This is a genomic window from Salinisphaera sp. G21_0 (genome assembly GCF_017744115.1).
In the GTDB taxonomy this organism is placed as follows: domain Bacteria; phylum Pseudomonadota; class Gammaproteobacteria; order Pseudomonadales; family Endozoicomonadaceae; genus Endozoicomonas.
The window spans coordinates 1-3,324 of record NZ_JAGHQW010000134.1 but is presented as its reverse complement, the minus strand read 5'-3'; the positions used below and the strand labels follow the sequence as shown (position 1 = coordinate 3,324).

Here is a 3,324-nt window from a genome sequence, read left to right as displayed (position 1 = left end):
AAAATTGGGCTTGTTTCATTGAAAGACTTATGGATCAGGTTTCACCATCATTGTTGAACCGCCCGGTGCGGACCCGCATGCCGGGTGCTGTGGGGAGGGTTGGAGAAAGACCAGCCCTTACCCGATTCAGGTGGAACCACTTTTCAATGTGTTGCTTATTCATTGTCGCTCTGTTCAAAAGATAACATTATGATAGTGCTTCCTTCTTGCGCGCCTGATTGCGTTTTCTCTGATATTCCCTTTGGCGCTCTGCAAAATCAGGATTATTCATATAGCGCTTCCTTTGGATCTTCCTTCGATACTCTGCATAATCGGGATCATTCTGGTAGCGTTCTCTCTGGTAATTTCTGAAGCGCTCCCTTTGTTTCTCTGCGTAAGCGGGATCTTTGCAACGCTTCCTGTAGCGTTCCCTTTCGAGCGCCAGATAAGCAGGGCTTTTTTTCCGCGCCCTCTGTCTTTGTGCGTAATTGGGGTTATTATGGTAGTACTCCCTTTGACGTTCTCTTTTGCGTTGCGCGAAGTCGGGATCATTCCGGTAACGCTCCCTCTGGCGCGCCCTTTTAAGCTCCTTTTGACGTTCTGCCTCAGCAGGATCTTTACAGCATTTCCTGTTGCGCTTCACTGTCAGGGTGGCACTTGCATCCGGGACCTTATCTCTTGCCCGGGCTGAATCACCTGATGAACCAATACCTAAAATAGACTGGATCGAAAAACATTCATTAGCAGGAATATATGGTGGGGCATGATCATTTGTCTGCAGCTCTATTCTGACGGGTAAATACTGTAAATGGCTATTAACGATGACTATCGTTCTTTTTTCAAACCTGGGGGCATCAAATGGGTTATGAAAAGGTACTGACTGCTGAAGATACCTTTCAGGCATTCTATCAGTATGCATAGCGTATTGTGCAGTAGCTGATGTTGCAACGTCACGGAAGAATGCCTGACCCGATACAACCGGAGAAGAAAAAGCAGTATCTTGAAAATAAGAGTAGCCGTCAAAACCTGCGGTTGATTGAGTAGGGAAATTCGCTATATCCATTGAATTATTTAATTATTGAAATTTATCTTATGACCAGTCTTTCTGATAAAAGTTCCTCCATGATCAAATTTGCACAATATTTTTGTCCACCACGCATAGATCACGCATAGATATTGGCTATTGCTATTGAGTCTGGATTCAAGTTTATCTTTATTGTTGATATAAATTTTTTGTCCTTCTATATATGAGGTGGCATTGTGAGAGTGCTTCTCTTTTTGTGCTGCCTATGGTGCCACCCCCTGGATCTTTCTTTGTTGCTTTGCATATTCGAGATTATTCCGATGGCGCTCCCTTTCGATCCTTCTTCGACGCTTTGCATATTCGGGATCATTTTGATAGCGCTCCCTTTGGTTCTTCTTTTGGTGCTCTGCATATTCGGGATCATTCTGATAGCGCTCCCTTTGGGCCTTCCTTCGATGCTCTGCATACTCGTAATCATTAAGATAGCGCTCCTTCTGACGTGCCCTGTATTGCTTTCGGCGCTCTACGAAAGCGGGATCTTTGCGAAGATTCCTTTGGCGCTCCCTTTCACGCTCTGCGAAATCGGGATTATTTTTGTATCGATCCCTGTAGCTCTTTCTTATTTTCGCCACGTGAGCGGGATCTTTACGCAGCTCCCTTTGGTAGTTCCTTTGTCGCCCCCTCTGGCTCTCTGCGAATGCGGGATCATTCTGGTAGCGCTTCCTTTGGCGCTCTACACCAGTAGAATTCTTACAAAGTAACTTTTTGCGCTTGTTTGTTAAGGAGCAACTTTCACCGGACGCTTCGCTTCCTGTCTGGGCTGCAACGGCTGATGAATCAGTACCTAAAATAGACTGGATCGAAAAACGTTCATTAGCGGGAATATATTTTGGTGCATGATTATTCTTCTTCAGCCCCATTCTGACTGGCAAGTGATGTTCAGGGTTATAAACGATGACTATCGATCTTTTTTCAAACCGGGGATCCTCAAGTGGATTATGAAAATGCAACGTTGGTTGCTGAAGGTAGTTCTCAGGAATTTTATTAGTGGACACAGCGCATGGAACAGTAGCTGTTTCTGCAACATCACGGAAGAAGGCCTGGCACGATCTGCCCGATTCAGAAAAATCGGTATCTCGAAAATAAGAAGGGTGGTCCGAAACTGTATATATTGGCTCGGAAAAAGTGGCTGTATCCATTGAATTATTGAATTATGGAACTTTAGCTTTCGGACCAGTCTTTTTACATAAAGTTCCCCACCTGACACAACGCATTTAAAATCCTGGTTATGGATCGTCTGAATACCCATATTTCATGTCAGGGGTTGTTGTGAAGGCAGTCGGCACTGTAGGTAGGATGATTACCGGGGTAATTCTGTGTGGGTATTAACGCTTGTCTGCACTATTCGAGATTCTCTTCCCAGTCATCAATCAACCAGTCACCGGTCATCCAATACTGGTCAATATCCATGCTACGCACTGGGTCATCACCTCGATCAAACATGTCCTTGCCTTCTTTAAAGGCTTCCAAACACTCTTCAGCCAGTACCTGGCCATGAATGCTCAAGCCATTGGAGAATTCATCCGGAAAGTGCCTGAGGCTTTCAGCCAGTCCCTGGCTTGGGTCAGATGGCCACAATTTTTTCAGCACAGCGCGGGAAGCGCCGTAGGTGATCTCATCAATATGAATTCCCTGACAGTGAGCCCGGTAGATCGCCATCAGGCTCAGGTCATCGGGCTCGGCGGTGGTGATCATTACCAGGGGCTGTTTCTGCTGGCAGTCAAACTCACTGGCTAACAGGTGAAGCGCCAGCCCTTCCGCGGAATAAAGAGGGCTGATATGGCAGGCATTGCAGGCGGTAATCAGTATCTGTCCAGAGGCATCAAGAATACAGGCTGTATAGGGCGATGCAGGGTTTGCATTGACGCCAAGCTCCAGCAGCTCACCCATCAACTCGGTGTAATCAGACATGTTGATAACTCCAGATCACCGTGATCCCAACAGGCGGTCAAGACTCACAGTCATCGATATTGAGGCATGCTTAAACATAGTTGATGGTTAGCATTTTGTCCGCCCATAGTCCTAGCCCGGATATTTCATAAACATGCTTCCGCTCTCGCTTGTCCTTTGTCGCTCTTAGGAATTTTGTTCAGTCGACCGTACTCCCCGGTACGGCACTCCCTCACAAAATCCCTTAGCCCGAATATTTCATAAATAAGAGCAGGTTCCGCCCAATCACTTGATATGATTGAGTCGACCAAAAGAAAGCTTCGGAAGAAGCAAACCGGAACCTGCTATGGCGAAACATACACAAGAAACCC

3 protein-coding genes are annotated in these 3,324 nt (G+C 46.2%); all 3 read right to left on the bottom strand.

Annotation, left to right across the window (positions count from 1 at the left end):
• Nucleotides 1-187: 187 nt before the first annotated feature.
• Complete coding sequence (locus J7439_RS25100) at nucleotides 188-898, bottom strand: hypothetical protein (RefSeq protein ID WP_209204790.1); 711 nt, start codon at nucleotides 896-898, stop codon at nucleotides 188-190.
• Nucleotides 899-1,266: 368 nt separating this feature from the next.
• Nucleotides 1,267-2,058 (bottom strand): hypothetical protein, encoded by a 792-nt coding sequence (locus J7439_RS25095; protein WP_209204789.1) that lies wholly within the window; start codon nucleotides 2,056-2,058, stop codon nucleotides 1,267-1,269.
• A 346-nt stretch (nucleotides 2,059-2,404) separates the two neighbouring features.
• Nucleotides 2,405-2,974 carry a hypothetical protein gene (locus tag J7439_RS25090; protein ID WP_209204788.1) on the bottom strand — a complete coding sequence of 190 codons (570 nt, stop codon included), beginning with the start codon at nucleotides 2,972-2,974 and terminating at the stop codon, nucleotides 2,405-2,407.
• Nucleotides 2,975-3,324: the final 350 nt, after the last annotated feature.

Bases quoted from the DNA above. Each gene is read 5' to 3' on its own strand.
- J7439_RS25090 (WP_209204788.1), bottom strand. From the start codon at position 2,974: ATGTCTGATTACACCGAGTTGATGGGTGAGCTGCTGGAGCTTGGCGTC.
- J7439_RS25100 (WP_209204790.1), bottom strand. From the start codon at position 898: ATGCATACTGATAGAATGCCTGAAAGGTATCTTCAGCAGTCAGTACCT.